Raw genomic sequence first — 22,477 nt, forward strand, 5'->3', positions numbered from 1 at the left:
TACGGCGGCGCCGCGGATGCGCCGGCGCGATCTCGGGATACCGCTCGGCCACACCACCACAGTCACCCCGCCGGAACTACTTCTTGAGGTCGAAGTAGTTCGCCGCGCGGCCCGCCCACAGCGGGCTGTCCACGTAGTGGTTGTCGTAGCGGTCCTGGGTCTCGCCGACTTCCTGCCAGGTGGCTTCGCCCTGGTGCACCTTGTCGAGCAGTCGGTAGTAGTCGAACCGGGGTTTGCCGGGGGTGATCACGACGAGGAAGTCGGCGTCCTGCCCGTCGGCCGGGGCGAAGGCGTGCGGGGTGTTCGGCGGGACGAAGAGCGCGTCCCCCTTATGCAGGATGTGCAGCTCATCGCCGACGAGCATCTCAAGGGCGCCGTCGAGCACGAAGAACAGCTCACCGGAGTGGGTGTGCAGGTGCGGCGGCGCGCCGTCGGTGCCGTGCTTGAGCAGAGTGCGGTTGCTGGTCAGGGCGCCGCCGGTGTGCTCGGGGTCGAGTAGCAGCGTGATCACGCTGGCCGGGTCGCTGTCGAGAACCTCGGCCTGCGCTGCGCGTACCAGTGTCATTGTCGGCTCCTTCGGTGTTCGCTGTTTCCTAGACATTAAATGTCCAGGATCACCCGCCGCTAGCGATCATGGCGGGCGTCACAAATTCTGGACATGTAAAGTCCAGGACTATGCGGACAAGTCAGGGCGTCGAATGGGCCCTCCACACGTGCCTCAACCTGAGCTGGCTGGACGCCCCGGTGCCGACCGGCATCCTCGCGGCGTTCTACGAGCTTCCGCCGGCCTACCTGAACAAACAGCTCCAGGCCCTGGTCCGGGCCGGGATCCTGACGTCGACCTCGGGGCCACGCGGGGGATTCCAGTTGACCCGGGACCCGGGGGAAATCTCGCTGCTGGACATCGTGGCCGCGATCGAGGGCCCCGAGGAGCTGTTCCGGTGCGACCGGATTCTCAGCAAGGGGCCAGGGGAGCACGCAGGCGTCGACTATCGACAGTCGTGCGTGTTCGCCCAGGCCATGCGGGGTGCCGACCTGGCCTGGCGACGAGAGCTGGCCGGCAAGACCGTGGCTGACGTCCAGGCCGACGTCGAGCACCGGCACCCCGAGTCCCCGGCCAACACCCGGGCCAGGATCGCGGAACTGCGCTAGGACTTTCACCGCGGGCAGAAGGCTGGCGCGACGGTGCGCTCCCCCGGTCGTCAAGAACCTTCGGTCGTATTTCCCAAATGACTGCGGGTGCTCGGAGGCCTGCCCGCAGCGTGCGCTACTCGCATTGACCACCACACCAGCGGCGCTTGAAGCGGCAGCCTGCTGTAGGCGATCGCCCGCGCGAGCGGACTGCGTCGCCGCCAGTCGATCGCCATCTTGACGTTGGCCGGGAACACCGCGACGAATAGCGCCGCAGCGGCCAGCCCGCCTACCGCGCGGGTCGGCCGGCACGCGACTGCGCCCGCGACCGCCAACTCGGCGACACCGCTGGCATACGTCCACGCCCGAGCCGGCCCAGGAAGCCGGCGCGGGACAATGCTGTCGTACGGCCCCGGCACGGCAAAATGGGTCAGCCCCGCCACCCCGAGCAACAGAGCCAACGCGAACGCGTCGCGGTCATCAGGTGTCATGGCCCGAGTATCACCTGGCGGCCACATCATTCGCCGTGGCGTGGAGAACCCGTGAGTCGCTGAGCTCGCGGATGCCCTGCGCGGCCCGAACGGCTGGTCAACCGGACCAGCCCGCGGTGAGACCGGCGACCATCCACACTGGCTGCTCTCGCTGCCTGGTCGCCATGGTCGAGTACAGCCGAGCGCGTGCTGACCGGGCCAGAGCGCGCGTCCGGGATCGTCCGGATCTGGTCGCCAACGGCGCCGTCACGGCCATGCTTACGCCATCGACGCACACCCGACGTTGGAGGAATCCGTGCGAGTGCTCCGCTTACTGACCGCTCGGCTGCTGGCGACCACTGCTGTCGCGACCGTCGCGCTCGTCGGCGTCACGGCCGGACCGGCGCAGGCCGTCCGATCTCAAAACATCCCCGTCTATAGCGCCAACAATCCCGCAATCACCCTGGGTAGTGGGCGTTGGTTGTCTGAGCGGGGTGCCTACTCGAACGGGGAGATCTCCGTCGAGGACCGCTTTGACGACGGCGCCAACGGCATCATCCTCGAGTTGTCGAAGCGGACCGGTAGCGCGTGGTCCCGCGTCAACCTCGTCAGTGTCCGCGGTGTGAACAAGTCGAACTATGTTGACGTCAAACCGATCTACAACGGCGGGCCGACTGTGGGACAGCAACTCCAGATCAAGGTGTGCAAACTTCTTCCCAACGGGGATTGGAAGGACTGCCAGATCAGGATCGACCACAACTACCCCTAGGGCGAGATCGCGCCGAGGTCTTCGCGGATCTGATCGGCCAGCGGGATGTCGAGGTCGGTGTAAAGGGAGTACGCGCGTTCGTACTCCATCCGGGCTTGGCCGAGTTCACCACAGGTGTGGTGAGCACGGCCGAGCCCGGCGTGCGCTCTGGCTTCCTGGTGGCGCGCCCCGATCTCGACGGCTATCGCGAGCGCGGCGGCGTGGCTGTCGAGAGCCTCCGCGACGCGACCCGCGATGAGCGCGGTCTCGCCAATGCCGTTGAGCACGAACGCCTCCCCGTGTCGGGTGCCGGTGGCCCGGAAGATCGCCAGCGCCTGCCGTCGATGCGCCATGGCCGGCACTGGCTCTTCGAGTCGGGTGTGGAGTGTGCCGATGTTGTCCAGTGTCATCGCTTCACCGAGACGGTGCCCCGCATGCTGGTAGAGGTCGAGGGCCTGCCGCAGGTGGGCGCCGGCCGGACCGTACTGACCCAGCCGCACCTCGACCAGGCCGAGGCAGCTGAGCGCGGAGGCCTCGCCAGTGCGGTCGCCGATGCCGCGAAACAAGACCAGGGCGCGCTGCTGGCATTCCACGGCCGCCGGGTAGCGGGTGAGGTGCTCTTCCACGATGCCGAGGTTGGTCAGCGCCCGTGCCTGCCGTGGCCGGTCTTCGAGCTCTTCGAAGACGACCACGGCCTTGCGGAGGTGTTCGGCGGCCGACCGGTAGCGGCTCAGTCGTTCCTCGATGATGCCGAGGTTGCCCAGGGAGCGGACCTGGCCCGAGCGGTCGCCGATCTCCTCGAAGAGGGCGAGCGTTCGCTGGAAGTACTCGGCGGCCAGTTCGAAGCGCCCGAGTTGCATGTGCGCGGCGCCAAGGTTGATCAGAGCGTTCGCGTGTCCGGCTGGATCGCCGGCGTCGTGCGCAGCGCGGCTGGCATGGCCGTGGATGGCCACGGCCTCGGCTGAATAGCCGCTGTTGAGGTAACGCAGCAAAGTGTTCGACAGGTCGATGGTGTGGGTGGGCCACCCGGCGGTCGCGGTGTGGGCGGCGACGGCGACCAGATTCGGCCGTTCGGTGTCGAGCCAGGTGATCGCGGCTTCCGGATCGGTCAGTGGTGGGGTGGGCGTGGCGCCCGGGCCGATCCGCGGTCGTTGGTCGGACTCGGCCGGATGCAGGACGTCCATCGCCGCGGCCGCGGTGGACAGGTAGTAGTCGAAGAGCCGGGTCTGGGCGGCGCGGCGTACGGGTGCGGGATCCTGATCGCGGGCCTGCGTGCTGGCGTAGGTGCGGATCAGGTCGTGCAGGGTGTATCGGTCGGGTGCGACGCGTTGCAGCATCTGGTCGCGGTGCAGTTCGGCGAGGTCGGATCGGGCGGAATCCAGGTCGGTGTCGGTCAGCGCGGCGGCGGCGTGCGCGTCGATGTCGTGACCGGGGTGCAGTGCGGTGCGTCGCAGCAGCCGTTGCCGGTCCACCGGCAGGTGCCTGTAGGACAGGTCGAAGGCGAGCTCCACACCGGCGTCCAGAGACCGGTCGCGGTGGCGTTCGTCGAGCCAGTCCGCGTGGTCGCTCAGCGTCCAACCGGATGTCCGCCGGATGCGTCCGGCGACCAGGCCGAGAGCCAGCGGCAGGTGGCCGCAGCGATCGGCGATCCGCTCCAGGGCGCGCGGATCGCTGCCGGTGGGAACGCGGTCCATTGCCTGGGTCAGGAAGGCGGCCGCTTCCCGCGGGGGGAACACGTCCACGAGCAGGTGCTTCATGCGTCCCGAGTCGATGAGCCGGCGTCGGCTGGTGACCAGCGTCGGGCAGCCCGGCGTCTGTGTCAGCAGCGGCAGCACCTGATCGGCGGTGGCGGCGTTGTCGAGGATGACCAGGGTTCGGGTGCCGGACAGGCGTTCGCGGTAGGCCGCGATCCGGGCCGGCGACCCGTGCGGGATCGCCTGCCCGGGCATGCCCAGCAGACGTAGGAACCCGTCCAGGACGGCGGCGGGATCGGCTGGAGGCTGGGCGGGATCGGGATGGAACCCGCGCAGGTTGACGAACAGCGCCCGGTCGACCGCGCCCTCACCTACCAGCACATGTCCGACGCGGATAGCCAACTGGGTCTTGCCGACCCCGGCCATACCGGTGATCGCGAAAGCCGGCACCACCTCGTCGACCCGCAGCTCGCGGCGCAGCGCCTCCAGTTCGGCCGCTCGACCGGTGAACCCCTCCAAGTCGTGCGGCAACGTGTCCTGCACGCGCACCTGGGCTGCCGCTTGTGCCTCGCCGCCGAGCACACGCAGGGCTTGCCGCCACTGCGTCACGTATCCCTCGTCCGGGTGCAGCACCCGCACCACGGCGACGATGAGGTCACTGTTCAGGCGCCGCCGGCCCAGCCGGAAGCAGTCGGCCACGGTGCTTTTCCCGGCCAGCTCGCTGGCACGTACTCCCGCCGCCGTCCACGCCGCGTTGACCCGGCCGGTCATTGTCTCGTACGAGGGACTACCTGCCCAGACCTTCAACAACTGGAGCCGCTCGACGATCTCGTCGAGGGTGCCGGCCTCCGCCGGGTCGGGTGGCGCGACGAACGTCCCGGCGGGTGTGTTGGACCGTTCCGCGCTGCGCGGCATCGACTCTCCACGTCCGCAGGACGGCTCCCCGTTCGCCGCCTGCCTCGTACGCGACGGGCCTGATCAACGATCGACCTTATCCGATGCGGCGTGAGGTTCAACACCACGCATCGGTTACGCCGCGGCGAACACTGACAGCACCTCGGGCGACTCGTGGCGGCCCGGATGCGGGTGCGGTCGTTGCGGTGGCCTGTCGGTCGCTTTCCTCGGCGATGTTGTCGATCTCGCCGCCGCTGGCGTCGCCAAGTTCGCCAACGGTGGTATCTGGCTGCAGGCAAACGACCGGCGGAAACTGCCTTGGCTTCTCCCCCGGCCGCTTCGACCATGCCTTCTTAGTGTCGGTGATTCACATGTCCGGACCGCGATAGTAGACAGGCATCCTCACGCCATCCACCGGGTCGTACATCACCGGCCGTTTCGGCCGACTCAAACTCCCCCTCCTTGACGTCGGCCTCGAACGGTCCTAGCGTTTTTGAAGTCGACGTCATGGCCAACCCGGTCTTAAGCCGGAGTGGCCTTTTCTTTGCGCTGCTTCGGTAGAAGCGGTCGTGAAGGAGAGGTCGAAGTGGACTGGCCAGGCATCCTGCAAGGGTTGGCGGCTCTGGTTGGCGCCCTAGGGGGCATCATCGTGCCTATCTATGTCTTACGGCGCGGTGGGCAGCCGCCAGCAGGCGCGACCGTTGGTGAGGGTCAGAAACCCAGGCCGGACACAATGAAGAGCAGCGACGGTACTGCACTACCGTGAGTCGGCTCTCAAGGACCCAAAGGGAGATGTGGTGAATTCCCTCGCCGACATGAAGCGCGATCTACGTCGGACTATTTCCATCGCCACTATCGCGTTGGCAGTCGTGGCGCTGGTGCCGTTCGTCCTGGTCGTCGTGACCATGGCTCAGGGGCGGTGGGACGACGTGCCCGGCTGGTCCGTCCTGCTGTGGCCAGGCCTGCCACTCTTCACGCTGTTCGTCGCAGCCGGCTACGCCATCGCGTCGCTGCGCGCCTCCGACGCCGCGGCCTCCCGCCGCTACAGCAGGATCAACAACTGGATCCTGCTCGCTCTCATCGTCGTCGTCAGCGGCTCGAGCGCGATCATCACTGCGCTGCGATGAGTTTCACCGTCGACCCGGACGCTATCCGAGCCTTCGCGCAGCAGATGACCGAACACGTCGCGGTCACCCAAGCCGCCCGTGGCTACCTGCACCGGCACAAGGACCTGGCACGGCAGAGCGACATCGGTCTGCTCAGCCACCCCGCCGCGCACTCGGTCGCCGTCGAGATCGGGGCGCGCCACCAGGAAGCCAGAGCCCACGCCGGGCGCGCCCGGGCCCACCGCGCCTGCGGGGATCTCGCCGGCGCCCGCGCGGAGTACGAGCGCGCGTATGCCCTGCACACCCGGCTCGAACTCCCGTCGGCCGATCAGATCCGCGAGGAGCTGGCCACGATCCTGCCGCCGTGACCCGGGTGCGGCGTTCGGAACCGTCCGGGACCGTCCGGCCTGCTTGCCCAAGGGCGAGTCGCGCCGAAGTCTGCCGTTGACGGGCTGGGGTTCGCGAGGTGGGGGCGATGCCGCAATGAGTTTCGACAGACCGATGCCACCGTCGGTGCCCGCGACGAACGCGGCCGATTTCGTCGCCGCGCTGCGCGCGCTGCGCGTGTGGGCTGATCTGACCTACCGCGCACTCGCGATCAGATCGAAATCGCTCGGTCACTGCCTTCCGATGAGCACCACCGCGTCGACGTTGGGGCGGAACACCCTGCCGCGCCGGGAATTCGTTGCCCAGTTCGTCGCCGCTTGCGGGCTGGATCCCGATCAGGCGAAGGAATGGACCGCGGCTCGGGACTCGTTGGCGGCCGGACAGCCGGCTGTCGCGCGGGGCGCCAGCGAACAACCTGCCACCAAGCCGGCGGCCACGGACGACATCGCACCCGCGATGCTCCCCCCGGACGTGCCGGATTTCACGGGCCGCACGGTCGAGGCGGACACGCTGTTCGGACGCCTCGACCGGGAACGACGCGGCGGCGCGGCCGCGCTTCCCGTCGCGGCGGTCTTCGGCATGGCCGGGTCGGGCAAGACTGCGCTGGCGCTGCACGTCGCGCATCGGCTCGCCGCCTCCTATCCGGATGGACAGCTTTGGTTTGACCTCGGCGGTGCCGTTGGCTGTCCATTGGGCGCAGGTGAGGTTTTGAGCCGGATGCTCCGGGCGCTCGGCATGCCGAGCCGGGCCATTCCCCGCAGGCTCGACGAGCGCGCTGAGACCTACCGGATGCGCCTGGCTGGCCGCCAAGTGCTCGTCGTGCTCGACAACACCCGGGGCGAAGAACAGGTGCGGCCCTTGCTGCCCGGCACCGGAACATGCGGTGTGCTGGTGACGAGCCGTCGCCGGCTGACCGGGATCGAGGGCGCCCACCATCTGGAGCTCGCCGTATTCCCCGAGGCTGACGCGCTCGGGCTGCTGAGCCGCATCGTCGGCGTCGAGCGACTGCGGAGCCAGCTGGCAGAGGCCGGCGAGATCGTCGCGCGTTGCGGGCGGCTGCCGCTCGCCGTACGCGTCGCGGGCGCCCGACTGGCCGCCCGACCCGCCTGGCCGCTACGGCGACTCGCTGAGATCCTCGGTGACGAGCGACGCCGGTTGGACCAGCTGGCCACCGGTGACCTCGCGGTGCGGTCCTCCCTGTTGGCGAGCTACCAGGACCTCCAGCAGGAGCAGCAGCGGCTGTTCCGGCTGTTGGGTCTCTTCGACGCTGAGGACTTCCCCGGTTGGCTCGCGGCCGCCGTCCTGGGTGGCCCACCCACCCGCGCCGCGGATCACCTCGAGGCGCTCGTGGACGCGCAACTCCTGGGCGTCGCCGGCGTAGATCCGGGCGGGCAGCTCCGCTATCGGTTCCATGGCCTGGTGAAGCTGTTCGCGCGGGAGCAGGCGCGCGCCGAGGAGTCAGACGAGTGCCGCTGGTCCTCCGTGTGCGAAGGTCAGGCGCCCGCGTAGAAGATCTGGGAAGCGCTCGACCTGTTGCACGTCCATTGGATCAGTCTGGTGCCGTTTGCCGTCCCCGCGCTGGCGATGCCCATGCACAATCCCGAATTCACGTTCTTGTACAGCCGCGGAGAGCCGCCACGCGCGGTGGTCATCGGCACCCACAGGTTGCTGCGATTGGCTTCCTGGCAGGTGTACTGCTCGAGCGGGGCACCTGCCACCGTGCTGTTCCTTGGGACCCTGATGCACTTCTGACTGTGTTGGTTCCGCGATAGGCATAACGTTGCCAGCGCGAATCGGCCCCTACCCGATGCTATGCCGACCGCATCGCTGTTCGAGTTAGTGCGAATCTGTTCGGGTTCGTTCGACGGCTTGCCAATCGGTCTCGACAAGGCGGACGATCGTGGCGCACGGCGCTCATCGAGGGCTGGCGATTGGCTCCACGGCGTTGGAGCCCACGTGACCACTGGCCAACAGCATCGCCCTCGTTCGCGCGCCGCAGTGACCACTGTGGTCGCTTTGATCGCCGCCTACGCCGTCGTCAACCCCGCATCCACGAACGCGTCGGGAAGCCGGCGCACGGCGCGGTTACCTGCGCCGGATCCGAAGCGGCGCGATAGCCGACAAGATCGGTGACGGCCGCCGAACCACCGTAGCGAATCACAAGTGCAAGGAAGGAAACGATGTGAGCTCAAGCCGCAGTGTAGGGTTCCTTGCCTCGAGACGAACGCGACAGTTCATCACAGCGATTGCTTGTGCTGTCGCCACTACGTTGACCGCGCCAGCCCCGGCGACCGCCGGTCCGGCGCCTGCGTTTAAGAACGTATCGGTGCGCAACTCGGCCATCGATCCGGCGATGCCCACCAATTGGCCGCGCTGGCGATTTGAGGTACAGAACCCGGCCGATCGGTCCCGCTGGGCCATGGATGCCGCCTTTCAGGGCGGCCCAGGCACGAGAGTGCAACTTTGGGAGCCCAACAACGGCGACGCCCAGCTCTGGTACGAGGAAGCCGCTCGGGAGGGCGGGGTGTACCTACACCCGGCTTACAACCGGGATCTTTGCCTCGGCGTGACCGGAACGCAGGTGGGCAGCCCGCTGCTCGTCCAGTCCTGTAACGGAAACGCCCTGCAACGCTTCCATATCGTCTGGGGCGGACGCGGCGGCGGCATGCGGGAGATACGTTCGGTCGTCGACGGTCGCTGCATTGACGTCAGTTACAGCCAGTACCAGCCTGGGACGACTTTGTGGTTATGGGGCTGTCGGAATTTCGACGCACCGCAGCGCTGGCTGCGGCCGGCGCCCAACCGCGACGACGGCCGGACAGAACCCGTGCTGTTCGTCCACGGCTACGATCCGGCCGCGAGCCCGGGCTACAACTGCTGGGGCTATTTCGGCAATATGATCAATAAGTTCCTGGAATGGGGCTGGACGTACAACATGCGTACAGTCGGCTACTACGCGGGCGACACTCAATGCGACGTCCGAATCGCGAGCGATACACACAACTCTGGGCTCTACTGGCTCAGCCAGCAATTTGCCTGGTTCATATATGACAACTACTCCTCCAAACATGTGTCGGTCGATATTGTCGGGCATTCGATGGGCGGGCTAATCGCGCGCGGCGCTGTGCACTACACCCGCAAGGGAGCTGGCGAGGACAGTTCATGGCCGCCGTACCTGTTCGTCGAGGATGTCGTCACGCTTGGCACGCCACACGATGGGTCCGACCTTGCAGGCTTTTGCGATGTTCTTCTGCGCGATCCGGAATGTATCGACATGCGGTGGGGATCGGGGTTCGTCAACGGGCTGTCCACGGCGGAGAACCCGCAGTCCGCCCAAAACACGGACTGGACGACCATCGGCGCGGAAGACGACGCGGTGGTCTCCTGGCAGTCCGCCCAGGGCATGCAGGCCGGCCATCGAATCCGTTACTTTTCTCAACAGGGCATGTGTCACGACTGTCTAAAGAGCACGACGTCCGGATCGTTCTGGATGTACAACTGGAATTACCATGACGGCGGGCCTGGCAACATCCAAGGTGGGTCGCCGGTGTCGTCCACCTCAAACGCGCTGCATAACTACTGGCGCTGGTAGCTGGTGCGCTCGGATCCGCTGACGTACCGGTGTCGTTGGCGGATCCGAGCATACTCAGATTCCACTCGTCACCATCGGGATGGCGGTCTCGGACCGTCGACGTAGCAGTCATACGCCGTCAACCTTGACGGGCACCCAGACTTCCATTGGGACCGCCGGCCCGCCCGGCCCCGCACAGACCCAACCGCCTACTGATCGGCGGTTTGCTCGCTGGACCGCTGTTCGTCTTCGCGTTCCTCCTGCAAGGAGGATTCCGCGGCGGCTACGACCCACGCGTCATCCGGTCAGCTCGTTGGCGCCGGGCCCCGCCGGTTGGGCAGATAGCCACTTCTTCCTTTGCCGGCGCGCCCAGCCTCGCCTTCGCGGTGGGCCTGCGGCGTAGCTTGAGACCCCGGCACGCTTCGTTCGCCCAGTGGCTCACCGACAGCAGATCCATCCACCCGAGCGGGTTCGCTGTGTCCCCGCTGCGGCGGGCGACTTCATCTGCCCGAGCACATCGCGGGAGTCGGCGAAGTTCGTGTACACGCACGGGTTCGCTGCGATCGCGAGATCTAGCCGAAGCGCGACTACACGATCGAGGGTCCCGGTCGATGGTGGTGACGGCCTGGTGGTGGCCATCGTTGGCGATGTTGTAGATCTCGCCACCGAGCGCCGCGTCAGCGTGCCGACCAAGGTAGGCCTTGGTTTCCGCTGCACAATCCCCAGCGCGGTCGACCTGCTTGGAGAAGCCGTCCAACGCGTCGGGGTCAACCCGAAAGCTCATGCGGCCACCGCCAGCGCAACACCAACGGCAACCACGACCACCGCCACTCCAAGCAGAAGCCAGCTCTTGATGAAGTACGTCGCGCCCGCCAACAGCCCACCGACAATGGTCACGATCAACGAGGCGGTGCGGTCATCACTTGTCGTCGACGAGAGGGCCGCAATGAAGCCGACCAGTATGCACAGATTCGCGATCGCGGGCCGCAGGTTCCGGTAAGACGACTGCTGTAGTTGATGAACAGCACCCCGGTACGCGCGCAGGTGTTGTTCCCTCTCCTCCGGGTCAACCTCACGTCGCCGTGGCATCTGCCCACGATATCCACGAACGTCAACGCCCGGATGCCCTCAGTAACCGATGTGACTAGTGGCCGGAGGTCTCCTCCGGCCAGACTGTTGCGCCCGGCTGCCGGCCGTGTCTACTCCCACCACATGCTTGACAGATCCGTCCCAGCACATGGCTTACACAATCGCCTAGCAGCTCTGCAGGACGCGCTCCACGTCCGCACCCGCTTGCACGAGCACGGCCTCGGCGCGAAGTTCCTCGGGAAGGTGGCGCCGCTGCCTTTCGTGCGCGAGCAAGGTGGAGCAGCCAGGCAGAAGCACGACCGCATCAGCGAGCCCGATGTACCTGACGAGCAGGTCGAGAACGGCACCGGCGGAGAACCGGCTGATCATGAGACTGTCGAGTGTGCCGTCGGCAAGGGCCGCGTAGAGGTCCGCCGTGCCGCCGTCATGGGCGCTGATGTGCCAGTAGCTGTGTTGAGGTTCCCGACGGTCGACGCGGGGCTCAAAGACGGCCAGGAACGCGTCACCCGCCATCGGCGCCGCATCGCCTTGGTCGAACCGCTGAACGAACATGTCGTAGCTCATTCGAGGACGCTAGCCCTCGGCGAGAACGATCGCTTCAAGTCCCTGGTGGGACTCATCATCCGCCCCCGTCAGCCAGCCGAATCCCGTCGACAATGTCCAGCTGCCACAGCGCTCCATCGGCACCTCGCGCTGCCGCGCGCGTCGTGACAAGCCGCGGCGGCGCCCAGAGCCCTTAGACACGCTCGCGTCCAGCTCGAGCACGCCGACGCGACGAAGTCCACATAGCACTGGCCCTGCCGCGAACGGCGAGCGGATCGCGGCAGATCCGGTTGGCCGTCACAGTGGTCGCCAGGTCTGACAGGAGGGATGGGATTGGCGCAACCAGGGTTCGGCCGCACGGGAGTCGAAGCCGGAGCCAGGGCTACTGGTCAGGTGTTCACCAGCCACTGTTGCCCGTCGATGAGTTCGCGAACCGCGTCGAGGTGTCCGGCGTGGCAGGCGGTCTCAGTGATCACATGGAGCAGGACATCCCGAACATTGTGCAGGCGCCACTCACCCTCGGGAAAGGGCCACCAGAGCAGGTCGGCATCTGGGGATGAGGCGGCGAGGACCGCATCTGCCAACGAAGCCTCTTGCCGATAGCGGTCAAGGACGTCGGCGGCCGGCAGCCCGGGATCCACCTGCCATGCGCTGGCTTGGCTACCCACCTGGTCGACGACCACCGGATCCCCAGCCACAACGCCACGGAAGTACAAACGCTCCACCGACAGCGTGAGGTGCTGCACCATCCCCAGGCAGCTCCACCCGGAGGGCAGCACGGGGCGCCTTAGCGCCTCATCGCTCAGGCCTTCCACGGCACCCAGCACGTGGTTTCGCTGTCTCTGGAGGCACTGCATCAACGCGGTGATCTCGGCGTCGACTGCCACCGTCATTTCTGAACCTCCCGGACACGACACTTCTTCACGGACTGAATGTAACCTTGCGGGTACGTACCCACAAGGTTACATTCGCATCATGGACGCCGTGTTGCACGCGCTGGCAGACGAGAGCCGGCGCACGGTTCTCGAGATTCTCCGCGACCACCCGGCGAGTGCAGGAGAGCTGGCCGAGGCTCTCCCGATCGCTCGCCCGGGCGTGTCCCGGCATCTTCGCGTGCTGCGGGAAGCCGGGCTGGTCGACGTACGCCAGGACGCGCAGCGCCGGATCTACACACTCCGCCCGGAGGCGCTCGTCGAGGTCGACGAGTGGCTGGGAACGTACCGCCTGCTCTGGGAGAACCGGCTCGACGCTCTTCATGCTGCAATCGCACGAGGAAAGAAGGCACGACGATGACCACGATCGCGACGATGCGAGCGCTCGACGAGACCCGCGGAGCAGTCAGGGTCGAGGACCTTTACGACACGGACATCGGCGACCTCTGGCAGGCGTGTACGACGCCCGAGCGGCTGGCCCGCTGGATCGCCCGGGTCGACGGCGACATGCGGGTCGGCGGCACGATCCGGACCGTCTTCACGAGCAGCTGGACCGGTCCGGCGCGCATCGAGGTGTGCGATGCGCCCCACCACCTCCTGCTGACGACGGAGCCGGGTACGGACGACGAGGGGCAGATCGAGGCGTGGCTGACCGAGGAGGGCTCCAAGACCCGACTGGTGGTCGAGGAGCGCGGCCTGCCGATGAGGCATCTCCCGTTCCACGCCTCTGGTTGGCGGGTCCACCTCGAGGATCTCGGTCGGTCGCTGGAGGTCGACGGCCCGGTCCATCCGGAGGGCTGGAGCTCCGATGCCGGAGCGCCCGGCTGGAAGGAACGCTGGGAAGAGCTCACGCCGACATACCAGCAGATGGAGATCGATTGATGTCGGACCTGATCAGACTCAGCCTGACGACGGTCAATGCGCCCGACGCGATCGCGCTCGCGCGGTTCTACGCCGAGATCACCGGCGGGGTCGCGAAGGGTGACGAACACTGGGCGCTCGTAGAAGGGCCGAACGGCGACATCGGGTTCCAGCAGATCGACGACTACCGGCCGCCGACCTGGCCTGATGGCGAGGTGGGGATGCAGATGCACCTCGAGTTCTTCGTCGACGACCTGGTGGCGACCGGAGCGCGTGTGCTGGCCGCCGGCGCTACCCGATTCGAGCATCAGCCCAACGCGGACCACTGCTTCGTGTACGCCGACCCGGCCGGACATCCGTTCTGCCTGTCCATGTGGGGGGCCCCGAGAGTCGGCGACTGACTCAGCTCGTTCGAGCCCCTACTTCTGCATACGGGCCGAGATCTCGTCGAGCTGCCTGCGGACGTCGAGCGCTTCATCCGTGCGGCCGAGTCCGTCGAGGACATCGGCGAGTGTCTGGTGCGCTACGAACAGCCGCGCGGCGAACGTACGTGGCTGTCTCTGCCTGAGAGACCCGTAGAGGTCGAGGGCCTCAAGGATCGAGTCCAGGGCTTGTGGCAGGTTGGCCTGCACATTCACACACGTAGCGGCGTATGTCCACAGCGACATGGCGAGGTTGGGCAGGTGGGCATCCGGGTTGCCCTGGGCCAGCCGGCGCCAGATGCCGGTCGCTTCCTCGGCTGAGGCCAACGCCTGTTCCGGCTCGTCCAACCGCATCAGGCAGACGCGGAGATTGCTTAACGACTGGGCGAGCTCCGGCAAATCAGTGTCCGGGTTGGTTTCGGCCAGCCGCCGCCGGAGGCTGTCCGCTTCCATGGCCCGGGCCAAGGCCTGTCCCCGCTGGCCCAACTTCATTAGGGAGGAGCAGAGGGTGATCAACGACCCAAGGAAGGCAGATAGATAGGCATCCGGGTTGGTCTCGGCCAGCCGGCGGTAGATCCTCGCCGCTTCCTCGGCCGGGGCTAACGCCTGCTCCCCCCTGCCCGCCTCCGACAGGTGGCGGCCGAGATTTCTCGACAACATGGCGAGGTGAGACAGGTGAGCATCCGGGTTGGTCTCGGCCAGCCGCCGCCGGATACCAGCAGCCTCCTCTATTGGGGCCAGGGATTGCTCCCACTGGCCCACGTCCCCAAGGCAAGCACCGAGGTTGTTCAACGACGCGGCGAGGTCGGGGAGGTAGGCGTCCGGGTTGGTTTCGGCCAGCCGCCGCCGGATGCCAGCAGCCTCCTCGGTCGGGGCGAGGGCCTGCTCCTGCCGGCCCAGCGCTGACAGACATATGCCGAAGTTGTCCAACGACGTAGCGAGGTCGGGCAGGTGGACGTGCGGGTTGGTTTGGGCCAGCCTCCGCCGGATGCCAGCAGCCTCCTCGGTCGGGGCAAGGGCCTGCTCCTGCCGGCCCAGCACCGAGAGGCACACGCCGAGGTTGCTCAACGACAGGGCAAAGTCGGGTAGGTAAGCGTCCGGATTGGTCTTGGCCAACCGGCGGTAGATGCCCACGGCTTCCTCGGCCGGACCCAACGCCTGCTCCCGCCGACCCAGCACCGATAGGTCACCGCCGAGATTCGTCAACAAGATAGCGAGGTGGGGCAGGTGAGCATCCGGGTTGGTTTCAGCCAGCCGCCGCCGGATGCCGACGGCTTCCTCGGTCGCGACTAGGGCATGTGCTGGCCAGCCCAGCGCCGACATTGAATTACCAAGGTAGTTCAACGACACGGCGAGGTTGGTTAGGTAGGGGTCCGGGCTGGTCTTGGCAAGCCTGCGGTAGATGCTCACCGCTTCCTTGGCCGAGGCCATGGCCTCCTTCTGCCAGCCGGCGTTGGCGACTCGGAAGGCATGGGTCGCATGTAGGCGGGCTTGCTCGGCAGGGTCGCTGGTGTGCGTGAGGCGGTGGTGGGTGAGGGCACCGGTAATGGCAGCGGTAGCGATGTCGAGGTCGATGTGGCGCCCGGCGGGCAGTAGGGGTTCAAGGATTTCCAAGACGCCCGGGTCGATGCCGGGGATGCCGGTCAGGCGGGTGAGCGTGGCCCCGCCCGCGGTGATTGCCAACTGCGGGTGCTCGCGGATGAGCGGGTACAGCACGTCGATGGCGACGTGTGGCCAGCGGCGAGCGGTCTCGACCAGCACGGTGAACGCGGCCGCAGCCCATACCGGCGGCAGCGCACTGGTGGTGAGCAGGCCGGCGATCGCCGCGGGTGTCCAGTCGCGTTCCAGGTCCACGACGCCGTGATTGCCGTGGCCGGGGGTGGACAGGGCGATGAGGTCTTCGCCGAGTCGGTCGGGGTGCAGGGGCTCGAACACGGTGCGAGTGTCGGCCGGCGGGTAGCAGGTGGTGTGGTCGTCGATGATCTGGTCCGCAGCCGTGCCGGAGGCGGCCACTCCGGCATCGACCAAAGCGTGGCGTGCCGCGTCTCGAGGTTGGCCACCGGTTAGGGTCGCGGCGACCACCGTGCGGTGCATCACCGCGGGCGGGCTGTGCATCGATAATTCGGTACGGGTGTGCAGCTGAGACCAGTACGCCAGCTCCCGGCGCAGTAGATACGCCGACACCGTGGCGACCTGGGTGGGTGGGGCCTCGCCGTGCCGGGTCGCGTCCACGGTCGCCAGCGCCGCCATGTGCACGGCCAGGACCTGCCCGAACCCATCCCCGGTCAGGTCCGGTACCGGCCAGTTCGCCGACTCGAGGTCTAAGGCGGTCGCGAACCGGGCCGCGGCGGCGACGAACAGGCCCGTGCGGTCGTCGGCACTGTCCGCGGCCAGCGCCGGCAACGCCCGCTGGTCGACCTCGATGCCAAGGTCGCTGTCGGCCCGCTCTGCCAACGCCGGCCACCAGTAGCCGTCCGAGCGAGCCAACATCAGCACCCGCACCCGGGTACCCGCCCGCGCGTGCAGATTCCCCAACTGAGTGAGCAGGCCCAAGAGAGCCGACGCCGGCCACCGATCCGCGTAATCCACCAGCACGAGAACCGCACCACCAGCCAACTCGACCGTCGAGACCGCGGCGGAGCCAGCGACCGGGCTCGGGGTGTGAGTCACCTGCCACACCGCCCATCCCGCGGCCGCGCACTGGGCGCTGACCTGCGCGGCGAGGCGGGTTTTGCCCTGCCCGCCCGCTGCGTGCAGGAGCAGCGCTGCGACCGGCTCCTCCCCGCCGACCCAGGCGGCCAGGGTGTCCAGGGTGTGCTCACGGCCGGTGAAGGGCACGACCTGATGCCGGGCCAGCAACAACCGGCTCGGCTGCGCCCGCGCCCGTTCCACGGTCAGCGGCAACGGTGCGTCATCAGCCGGTACGACGCGGTACGGCGGCCGGTCCAGGCTGATCGTCACGTTCCCGCCGACACCGCTGATCTGGATGTTGTCGCCGAAGACCACGCTGCCGGTCACCGACTGCTCCACGGCCAGGTGCGGCCCCCACCAGCGGGTCACCGGTCAACCTCGACGTCGCCGGAGACGTCGTCGACCTGCCGTACCGGGCCCGCCGTCGACGACCGAGTCAGTGACTGCCCGCCGTCACCGTCGCCCGGCGGTGACGCCGGCGCCGGTGACGGCGAGGACGCAGCCGGCGGCGGTGGGACCGCCGAGGGTGGGGCGCCCGGGCCGATCCGGACACTGCCCCGCACTCCGCGGACCTGTGCCACCCCGCCACCGATCGCCGCATCGGTCACCGACTGCCCACCGGCGCGCCGACGAGCACCGATCGCACCGACCGCGGTGAGGACTAGACCCGCCAGGCCGACGAACAGCCCCAGCACACTGGCCCACTTATCCGCCTTGTCCAGACTCTGGACGGCCAAAAACGCTCCTAGCCCGGCGACCAGCAAACCGCCGGCGAACGGCATCCGCCACCTGCGCATCCGATCACCTTCCGTCATCACACCATCGTGGACTGCCGTAGCCACCGACGGCATCGCTCTCCTGGCCGCTCTTGCGGTTATGAACGGTGCTGGTCGGTCGTCAGGGTCGGCCGGGCTGCTCTTGTCACGGCTGCACTTAGGATGCGGACGTGGACGGGAAGCGTCGCGTGCAGTTCAACCACCTCGGTACTGCACGGCGTGAGCTCCTGGCTTGGGCCGGCGCCATCGCCGTACCCCTTGCGCGGGTGGAGTTCGTCGTCCCGTTTGTCAAGACCGACTTTGACGCCGACGTGTGGCTGTTCTTCGACACCCACGCCAACGTGGAACATTGCGCCGAAACGGGCGAGACGGCCAGAGTAGAAGAAAAGTTCCGCTCGATCCTCGCTGGCGACGGCTACCCGACCGACTGGCTCGTCGGTATCTCGTTCTACGTCGACTCCCACGACAACGTTGAACGCAACTATGAAGGCAACTACTTCTATCGCCTGCGGTAGCCGGCCGGGTGGCCACTAGCCTGAACGTCGTACCGTCGCTAAGGGACCAAGGAGCGGCTCAGCCGCCCGACCGACTATGAACAGCCCCTGCACGCGCAGGAATGCGATCGCGCCGCCCGGAACGGCCCTCGCGCCCCAGCAAGTGGAGGTGGATGCGCTTCGGCGCGCGTTCCGCGGCTTTGAGGTGGGGTTCATACCTGCGCACAACAGCGGTCAACTCCACTCGTCGCCCGCGCCCCGCAGACGAGAGAACCGCAGGCCCTGGCGCGGGTACCCGATCCCCGCGCCCGCCGGGGCATCCGCCATCAACTGGCGGTCGTGGTCACCGCGCGGAAGTATCCACGGCCATCGTCGTATCAGTCATCAGGTGCTGCTCCTTGATCAAGAGTTACACCGTTCGTTTTACAGTCCCGGTAGCAGCCTGTCGGACGCCCGGGCGGTGCCTACATCAGGGATGCCGAGAGCCGGCAGGTCAGCTGACCGTGTCGACGTCCGATATCCGTCCTCGTGGCCCGAGGGCCACTGGACCAATGCGATCCGGTTGCCGTCCGGATCGGTGATCCAGGAACTTCTCCTTGATCGGCGCGGGTTCCGGCCGCGGCCGGCACACGATCAGCAGGTGTGCATCAAGTTTGGACAAACGATCCGCCATTGCTGCGACCCGGTGGCGTTCGCCGGGCGGGTCACGGCGCGGAAGTCCTGCGCGCTGGAAGCGTAGTAGGAGTGGTCCAGGTACCGACCACTGCTCACTTGCTGGATCGTGTAGTAATCGCCGCCAAGGGCCTGCAGGTGCCAGAGCTGTGTGTTGTTGTTCTGCTGTGGACGAGTGACGACGCGGTAGTCAAGGCTCGCGATCTCGTGGGCGTCGAGGAAGCGACCACTGCTCACCTGGACGATGGTGTACTGGCCGAAGCCGATGTCAGTCAGCAGCCACAGTTGGGTGGAGTCGCGCTGAAAAAGCGGTCTGGTGACCACGTTGTAGTCCATCGACGAGATCTCATGCGCATCGAGAAATCGAGCGCCCCAGTCGTGGAAGATGCGCATCACGCGCGGGGGCTGCAGCGCAACGGCCGCCAGAATTCGGGAGTCCGTGGGCGCGCCAGCGCGAGCCGCCGACGCCCCACCTGTCGAGGCGAACATGATCGCGGCCGCCACGGCCAGCGTTGCGAGCAGCCGCCCTGCCACTTGGTGTCGCACCTTGGCGGTGCTGATGCCGGCCATGGTGCACGTGACGATAGCCATTGTTGTCTCCTCGATGTCGATGGTGAGGAAACACTGGCTGGACCCCGCCTCGGCCATCAACCTGGAAACCTCAGGTGTTTGCCCGTGTGGAGGCAGCCAGCCGGGCCCGAGAGCGGATGCCGAGCTTGCGATAGATCCGGGTCAGCGCGGTCTCGACCGTGTGCACGGTCAGGAACAGGGCCGCCGCGACCTCGCGGTTGGAGTGGCCTTCCGCGACGAGTGCGGCGATCCGCCGCTCGGCCTCCGTGAGCTCGGTCGAGCTGGGTCCGCGCCCACCGATGCGCGCCAACTCGGCCCGGGTCTGATCGGCCCACAGGGGCGACCCGAGCCGTACGAATCCAACCAAGGCGTCATCCAGAGTGGAGCGGGCGGCCGTCGCGTGCCCGGCTCGGCGGTGGGTCCGGCCAAGGGCGAGCAGGGTACGAGCGCGGTGAAAGGGATCCGGGCTGCGAGCGTGCTCGGCCAGCGCGCCTTCGAAGTCGGTGAACGCGCTGTCGACGTCGCCCCGAGCCGCTTGCAGCAGCCCGTGGCCGCGGTGAAGAATCGCCAGCATCCAGGCGCGGTCGACGGCCGCGGCCCGCGGCCGCCACACGTCGATGATGCCCTCGGCCGCGTCGAGCTTGCCGACCGCGATGAGCGCCTCGAGCAGGTCACCGAGCTCGAGTCGCTGGGCGGGCTCGAGCATGAAGTCGTTACGGATCTCGTACGATCGCTGCAGATGGGGCACGGCCAGGCCAGGCTGGCCGAGCGAGAGCTCGAGGAAGCCGAGCACCCAGCTATGACCGGACTCGGCGATGCGGATGCCGGCGGCCTCGCCCCGGCCGATCGCCGCCACCGACCGGTCGCGGGCCGCGTCCACCTGGCCGCGATGCGCCGCGATCACGGACGCCGGAAACTCGGCTGGTGGCGCGAGTTCCTCGAACTGGGCCATTACGTCCAAAGCGTCAGCTACAAGCCGGTCGGCCCGTTCCCAGCGGCCGGCCCGCCATTCGAGAAAACCGAGGAACCATCGCGCCCACGCCGCGGTGAGCGGATCGTTGCGGGCCTCGGCCCCGCGCACCATGTCATCGAGGATGTCTCGTCCGCGCTGCGTGTCGGCCGACCAGAACAGCTGCAAGCCGTACTGGTAGGTCGGTCCATCCGGCAGCGGCCACGAGGGCAACGTCCGTTCCAGCGCCACGGCTTCGTCCATCGCGGCGACATCGAGGCCGTACCCCGCGTAGAAGCGGGTCACACAACGGCCGGCCAGTGCGTGCGCGTATAGGGCCGCGTCGTCAACTCGCGACGCCGCGCGGCTGGACAGTTCGTCGTGATACATCCGCTGCTGCCAACCGGCGCCCCAGTTCATCGCCTTGGCCAGGCGGAGGTGGATGGTCGCCTGCAGCCGGTCGTCGGTGGCGGCGGACCCAACCGTCTCGGCGAGCGCCTGCTCGTAGAGCGGGATCGACGCCGGTGCCGCCTTGGTGTCGGCCAGGTGCAGCAGCACCGCGGCTCGGTCGTTGCCCGCCGCCGCGCCGGCGAGGGCAGTAGTCAACAGCTCGGTCGCGCGGAAGATGTCCCCGGCGCGACGGTGCATGTCAGCCGCCAGCAATAGCCGCCGCCGCACTTCGGCGCCGGAGTTGGCCACGGTGAGTCGGAGCGCCTGCTCGGCGAGTTCGCCGGCGGCGCTCGGTGCGCCGCGCACCTGCGCCGCCTCGGCCGCCGCCTCGAGCACCGCCGCCACGCCCTCGTCCGGTCCATCAGTGGCCAGGGCCAGGTGGCGGGCCTTCTCCTCGGCGGAAGGGACGAGTGTGGCGAGCCGCGCGTGCAGGGAGCGCCGGCGTGATGGGGCCTGACCGGCCGCGACTGCGCGACCGAGCAGCGGATGGGTGAACCGGAGCCGGTCACCGCCGATCTCGAGGACTCCGGCCGCCACCGCCTCGGCCAGACCAGCATCACCGGAGCGACCCAGGGCCGCATCGACCAGGTCGATCGTTGGGTCGGCCAGGGCCGCGACAGCGCGGGCGACCCCGCGGGCGGCTGGACCCAGACCGCGCAGCCGGGTCTGCAGTAGTTCGTTTAGGTCCGACGGGATCGGTAGATCTTCGCCCGGCGCTACCGTCCCGCCACGACGGGCCAGGGCGGTGGCTAACTCAAGGGCAAAGAACGGGTTGCCGCCCGATGTCTCCCACAGCCGCAGCAGCAGCGGTCGAGGGTATGTCGCGTCGAGACGGCGGCGGAGCACCTGACGCAACTCGCCAATACTTAGGCCGGTCATCTCAATGGTTCGCCGATCGTCCGGGCGGACGCGGCGCACCCACTCCGGCGCGATGCCGCGGGCCGCGAACAGCACGGCGATCGGCTCCCGATCGAGGCGGTCGAGCGCATAGCTGACCGCAGCGAGCGAGGCGCCATCCAGCCACTGAACGTCGTCGATCGCCAAGCAGACCGGTGCATCCGTGGCGAGCTGGCGAAGCACTCCCAAGAAAGCCAATGCCACGGCCCGCTCCTCCGCGCGCAGATCGGACTCCCCGACCAGCAACACGGCGTCGATCGCCCGCCGCTGAATGGGCGGCAGGGCCGACAGGACGTCGCCCGCGACCTGACCAAGCAGGTCGGCCAACCCGACGTACGAGAACCGCGCCTCGGCCGCTGAAGGACGGCAGGACAGCACCCGGTAGCCACGCGCGACCGCCACAGAGATCCCGGCGAGCCACAGAGTCGTCTTGCCGATCCCCGCCTCGCCCTGCAACACGATTGCCCTGGGCGGCCGGTCGGCGATGTCCAGCGTCGCCACGATCGCCGCCACCTCCGCCTCCCGGCCGACAATCACCGGGCCGGCGCTGTCTCGGTCGGAGCCACCCCCGTCATTGAGGCGGCCATCCAGAGGCGCGTGCATCTCCCCATTGTGTACCTTGAGCGGCGTCGCGACGGAGAGCAGCGGTGGGCTGAGCTCTACTCCACCGGCTACGACGTCATCGCCCGCGCCGCGCGGTAGCAATCAGTGCGGTCCTCCGGCCTCACCCATCCCGCATCCCAATCCTCAGCTCCAGCCGCACGCCTCCTCCGCCGTCGTTGGGGTGCCGTCGCCAGAGGGTCCTCGATGTAGACGCGGCGGGCGAGCCCGTCACGGGACTCGGTCATCGTGAAACCGCGTCGTGGCCGTCGTTGAACGCTTCCGCCGACAGAACGGTGTGAGGCTTACTTCTGGAATTCTTCATCAGGCGGCTGAACAGGTGAGCGCTCTGTCAACGACAGCTCGTTGTCCGCTGACTGTCTTCAGAACCGCACCCGGTTGCAAGTCGCGCGCTCGGTGAACAGGACCTGGATGCGCTTCGGCACGCGTTTCGCGAGTTTGAGGTGAGGCTCGAACCTGCGCACAGCGTTCTCGCCGTCGGCGGGCTCGTCCTCGACCGTGTCCTTCGC

Annotated in this window: 21 protein-coding genes; 10 read left to right on the forward strand and 11 right to left on the reverse strand. The window is 67.7% G+C overall.

The genetic code is table 11. The features are described from left to right. Positions 1-76 precede the first annotated feature (76 nt). Positions 77-565 carry a cupin domain-containing protein gene (locus BLV39_RS29380; RefSeq protein WP_090799892.1) on the reverse strand — a complete coding sequence of 163 codons (489 nt, stop codon included), beginning with the start codon at positions 563-565 and terminating at the stop codon, positions 77-79. A 110-nt stretch (positions 566-675) separates the two neighbouring features. Here BLV39_RS29380 and BLV39_RS29385 point away from each other — a divergent pair, with 110 nt between their 5' ends. Then, entirely contained in the window at positions 676-1,152 is a 477-nt protein-coding gene (locus BLV39_RS29385) for an RrF2 family transcriptional regulator (RefSeq protein ID WP_090799893.1), read from the forward strand. A 50-nt stretch (positions 1,153-1,202) separates the two neighbouring features. Here the strand turns inward: BLV39_RS29385 and BLV39_RS29390 are convergent, their stop codons facing one another. Then, the gene (locus BLV39_RS29390) at positions 1,203-1,622 is read right to left on the reverse strand and encodes a DoxX family protein (protein ID WP_090799894.1); all 420 of its coding nucleotides are present in this window, start codon (positions 1,620-1,622) and stop codon (positions 1,203-1,205) included. Positions 1,623-1,917: 295 nt separating this feature from the next. Here BLV39_RS29390 and BLV39_RS29395 point away from each other — a divergent pair, with 295 nt between their 5' ends. Continuing rightward, on the forward strand, positions 1,918-2,370 hold the full coding sequence (locus tag BLV39_RS29395; RefSeq protein ID WP_143049924.1) for a hypothetical protein: 453 nt from the start codon (positions 1,918-1,920) through the stop codon (positions 2,368-2,370). Here BLV39_RS29395 and BLV39_RS29400 read toward each other — a convergent pair. After that, on the reverse strand, positions 2,367-4,958 hold the full coding sequence (locus BLV39_RS29400) for a tetratricopeptide repeat protein (RefSeq protein ID WP_090799896.1): 2,592 nt from the start codon (positions 4,956-4,958) through the stop codon (positions 2,367-2,369). The two genes, BLV39_RS29395 and BLV39_RS29400, sit on opposite strands and share 4 nt — an antisense overlap. A gap of 794 nt (positions 4,959-5,752) precedes the next feature. Between BLV39_RS29400 and BLV39_RS29405 the strand changes: the two genes are divergently transcribed. The 3 genes from BLV39_RS29405 to BLV39_RS29415 all read left to right on the forward strand — a co-directional run bounded on the left by BLV39_RS29405 (position 5,753) and on the right by BLV39_RS29415 (position 7,939). Further along, positions 5,753-6,064, forward strand: coding sequence for a hypothetical protein (locus BLV39_RS29405; RefSeq protein ID WP_143049925.1), 312 nt, complete (start codon positions 5,753-5,755; stop codon positions 6,062-6,064). After that, entirely contained in the window at positions 6,061-6,411 is a 351-nt protein-coding gene (locus tag BLV39_RS29410; RefSeq protein WP_090799898.1) for a hypothetical protein, read from the forward strand. The genes BLV39_RS29405 and BLV39_RS29410 overlap by 4 nt, the downstream gene beginning before the upstream one ends. Positions 6,412-6,556: 145 nt before the next feature. Then, positions 6,557-7,939 (forward strand): NB-ARC domain-containing protein, encoded by a 1,383-nt coding sequence (locus BLV39_RS29415; protein WP_176985131.1) that lies wholly within the window; start codon positions 6,557-6,559, stop codon positions 7,937-7,939. Here the strand turns inward: BLV39_RS29415 and BLV39_RS44850 are convergent. After that, positions 7,924-8,436 carry an RICIN domain-containing protein gene (locus tag BLV39_RS44850; RefSeq protein WP_342342480.1) on the reverse strand — a complete coding sequence of 171 codons (513 nt, stop codon included), beginning with the start codon at positions 8,434-8,436 and terminating at the stop codon, positions 7,924-7,926. The genes BLV39_RS29415 and BLV39_RS44850 overlap by 16 nt on opposite strands. A gap of 320 nt (positions 8,437-8,756) precedes the next feature. Between BLV39_RS44850 and BLV39_RS29425 the strand changes: the two genes are divergently transcribed. Continuing rightward, entirely contained in the window at positions 8,757-10,022 is a 1,266-nt protein-coding gene (locus tag BLV39_RS29425; protein WP_143049926.1) for a ricin-type beta-trefoil lectin domain protein, read from the forward strand. A 759-nt stretch (positions 10,023-10,781) separates the two neighbouring features. Here BLV39_RS29425 and BLV39_RS29430 read toward each other — a convergent pair. The 3 genes from BLV39_RS29430 to BLV39_RS29440 all read right to left on the reverse strand — a co-directional run bounded on the left by BLV39_RS29430 (position 10,782) and on the right by BLV39_RS29440 (position 12,526). Beyond that, positions 10,782-11,090, reverse strand: coding sequence for a hypothetical protein (locus BLV39_RS29430; RefSeq protein ID WP_090799902.1), 309 nt, complete (start codon positions 11,088-11,090; stop codon positions 10,782-10,784). A gap of 165 nt (positions 11,091-11,255) precedes the next feature. Further along, positions 11,256-11,654, reverse strand: coding sequence for a hypothetical protein (locus tag BLV39_RS29435; protein WP_090799903.1), 399 nt, complete (start codon positions 11,652-11,654; stop codon positions 11,256-11,258). Between the two features lie 368 nt (positions 11,655-12,022). Further along, positions 12,023-12,526 (reverse strand): DinB family protein, encoded by a 504-nt coding sequence (locus BLV39_RS29440; RefSeq protein ID WP_090799904.1) that lies wholly within the window; start codon positions 12,524-12,526, stop codon positions 12,023-12,025. An 82-nt stretch (positions 12,527-12,608) separates the two neighbouring features. On the opposite strand from BLV39_RS29440, the gene BLV39_RS29445 reads away from it, so the two are divergent. The 3 genes from BLV39_RS29445 to BLV39_RS29455 are packed head-to-tail and all read left to right on the forward strand — an operon-like array spanning position 12,609 to position 13,827. Further along, positions 12,609-12,926 carry an ArsR/SmtB family transcription factor gene (locus BLV39_RS29445; RefSeq protein WP_090799905.1) on the forward strand — a complete coding sequence of 106 codons (318 nt, stop codon included), beginning with the start codon at positions 12,609-12,611 and terminating at the stop codon, positions 12,924-12,926. Next, a complete protein-coding gene (locus BLV39_RS29450; protein ID WP_090799906.1) occupies positions 12,923-13,447 on the forward strand; it encodes an SRPBCC domain-containing protein in 525 nt (174 codons plus the stop codon). Before BLV39_RS29445 ends, BLV39_RS29450 begins: the two co-directional genes overlap by 4 nt. Next, complete coding sequence (locus BLV39_RS29455; RefSeq protein WP_090799907.1) at positions 13,447-13,827, forward strand: VOC family protein; 381 nt, start codon at positions 13,447-13,449, stop codon at positions 13,825-13,827. Before BLV39_RS29450 ends, BLV39_RS29455 begins: the two co-directional genes overlap by 1 nt. Before the next feature lie 18 nt (positions 13,828-13,845). On the opposite strand, the gene BLV39_RS29460 is transcribed toward BLV39_RS29455, so the two are convergent. After that, a complete protein-coding gene (locus BLV39_RS29460) occupies positions 13,846-16,908 on the reverse strand; it encodes a tetratricopeptide repeat protein (protein WP_239083409.1) in 3,063 nt (1,020 codons plus the stop codon). Further along, complete coding sequence (locus BLV39_RS29465) at positions 16,905-17,336, reverse strand: hypothetical protein (RefSeq protein ID WP_239083408.1); 432 nt, start codon at positions 17,334-17,336, stop codon at positions 16,905-16,907. Before BLV39_RS29465 ends, BLV39_RS29460 begins: the two co-directional genes overlap by 4 nt. A 149-nt stretch (positions 17,337-17,485) precedes the next feature. Here BLV39_RS29465 and BLV39_RS29470 point away from each other — a divergent pair, with 149 nt between their 5' ends. Next, the gene (locus BLV39_RS29470) at positions 17,486-17,830 is read left to right on the forward strand and encodes a hypothetical protein (protein WP_143049927.1); all 345 of its coding nucleotides are present in this window, start codon (positions 17,486-17,488) and stop codon (positions 17,828-17,830) included. A 612-nt stretch (positions 17,831-18,442) separates the two neighbouring features. On the opposite strand, the gene BLV39_RS29475 is transcribed toward BLV39_RS29470, so the two are convergent. Then, positions 18,443-19,129 carry an RICIN domain-containing protein gene (locus tag BLV39_RS29475; protein ID WP_090799910.1) on the reverse strand — a complete coding sequence of 229 codons (687 nt, stop codon included), beginning with the start codon at positions 19,127-19,129 and terminating at the stop codon, positions 18,443-18,445. Positions 19,130-19,142: 13 nt separating this feature from the next. Further along, on the reverse strand, positions 19,143-21,950 hold the full coding sequence (locus BLV39_RS29480; protein ID WP_090799911.1) for an ATP-binding protein: 2,808 nt from the start codon (positions 21,948-21,950) through the stop codon (positions 19,143-19,145). Positions 21,951-22,477 lie beyond the last annotated feature (527 nt).

Source organism: Asanoa ishikariensis (assembly GCF_900107455.1).
GTDB classification, from domain to species: Bacteria; Actinomycetota; Actinomycetes; order Mycobacteriales; family Micromonosporaceae; genus Asanoa; species Asanoa ishikariensis.

Excerpts from the sequence above, each read along its gene's own strand:
- BLV39_RS29400 (WP_090799896.1), bottom strand. The coding sequence starts at position 4,958 with ATGCCGCGCAGCGCGGAACGGTCCAACACACCCGCCGGGACGTTCGTC.
- BLV39_RS29380 (WP_090799892.1), bottom strand. The coding sequence starts at position 565 with ATGACACTGGTACGCGCAGCGCAGGCCGAGGTTCTCGACAGCGACCCG.
- BLV39_RS29430 (WP_090799902.1), bottom strand. The coding sequence starts at position 11,090 with ATGCCACGGCGACGTGAGGTTGACCCGGAGGAGAGGGAACAACACCTG.
- BLV39_RS29455 (WP_090799907.1), top strand. The coding sequence starts at position 13,447 with ATGTCGGACCTGATCAGACTCAGCCTGACGACGGTCAATGCGCCCGAC.
- BLV39_RS29410 (WP_090799898.1), top strand. The coding sequence starts at position 6,061 with ATGAGTTTCACCGTCGACCCGGACGCTATCCGAGCCTTCGCGCAGCAG.
- BLV39_RS29450 (WP_090799906.1), top strand. The coding sequence starts at position 12,923 with ATGACCACGATCGCGACGATGCGAGCGCTCGACGAGACCCGCGGAGCA.
- BLV39_RS29480 (WP_090799911.1), bottom strand. The coding sequence starts at position 21,950 with ATGCACGCGCCTCTGGATGGCCGCCTCAATGACGGGGGTGGCTCCGAC.
- BLV39_RS29465 (WP_239083408.1), bottom strand. The coding sequence starts at position 17,336 with ATGCGCAGGTGGCGGATGCCGTTCGCCGGCGGTTTGCTGGTCGCCGGG.
- BLV39_RS29390 (WP_090799894.1), bottom strand. The coding sequence starts at position 1,622 with ATGACACCTGATGACCGCGACGCGTTCGCGTTGGCTCTGTTGCTCGGG.
- BLV39_RS29385 (WP_090799893.1), top strand. The coding sequence starts at position 676 with ATGCGGACAAGTCAGGGCGTCGAATGGGCCCTCCACACGTGCCTCAAC.
- BLV39_RS29440 (WP_090799904.1), bottom strand. The coding sequence starts at position 12,526 with ATGACGGTGGCAGTCGACGCCGAGATCACCGCGTTGATGCAGTGCCTC.
- BLV39_RS29475 (WP_090799910.1), bottom strand. The coding sequence starts at position 19,129 with ATGGCCGAGGCGGGGTCCAGCCAGTGTTTCCTCACCATCGACATCGAG.
- BLV39_RS29435 (WP_090799903.1), bottom strand. The coding sequence starts at position 11,654 with ATGAGCTACGACATGTTCGTTCAGCGGTTCGACCAAGGCGATGCGGCG.
- BLV39_RS29445 (WP_090799905.1), top strand. The coding sequence starts at position 12,609 with ATGGACGCCGTGTTGCACGCGCTGGCAGACGAGAGCCGGCGCACGGTT.
- BLV39_RS29405 (WP_143049925.1), top strand. The coding sequence starts at position 5,753 with ATGAAGCGCGATCTACGTCGGACTATTTCCATCGCCACTATCGCGTTG.